Annotated in this window: 1 protein-coding gene; it reads left to right on the forward strand. The window is 53.9% G+C overall.

Annotated features, from left to right (window positions below; genetic code table 11):
- Nucleotides 1–230: hypothetical protein (locus AC1RPW_RS08740; RefSeq protein ID WP_481769571.1), on the forward strand; the 230-nt coding region annotated here is incomplete at both ends.

Here is a 230-nt window from a genome sequence, read left to right on the forward strand (position 1 = left end):
TCCAGCGCGAACTGACCGATTACTGGTTGACCACGATAGATGCGCGAGTGCGCGATCACTTCATTGTTGATCCCGAGCACATGTATGTGATGGCGCTCGGCAACGACTTCGACATCGCACAAATCGACTTCTGGTTGAACGGCGCAGTTCCTTGGCACTACCGAAAGAAAATCTGCTTGCGCGCTCTCATACACGAGTACCCGCAATCCGTGATCTGGGACGATAACGCG

This window comes from Dellaglioa sp. CoH-55-MRSF-8, assembly GCF_056782195.1.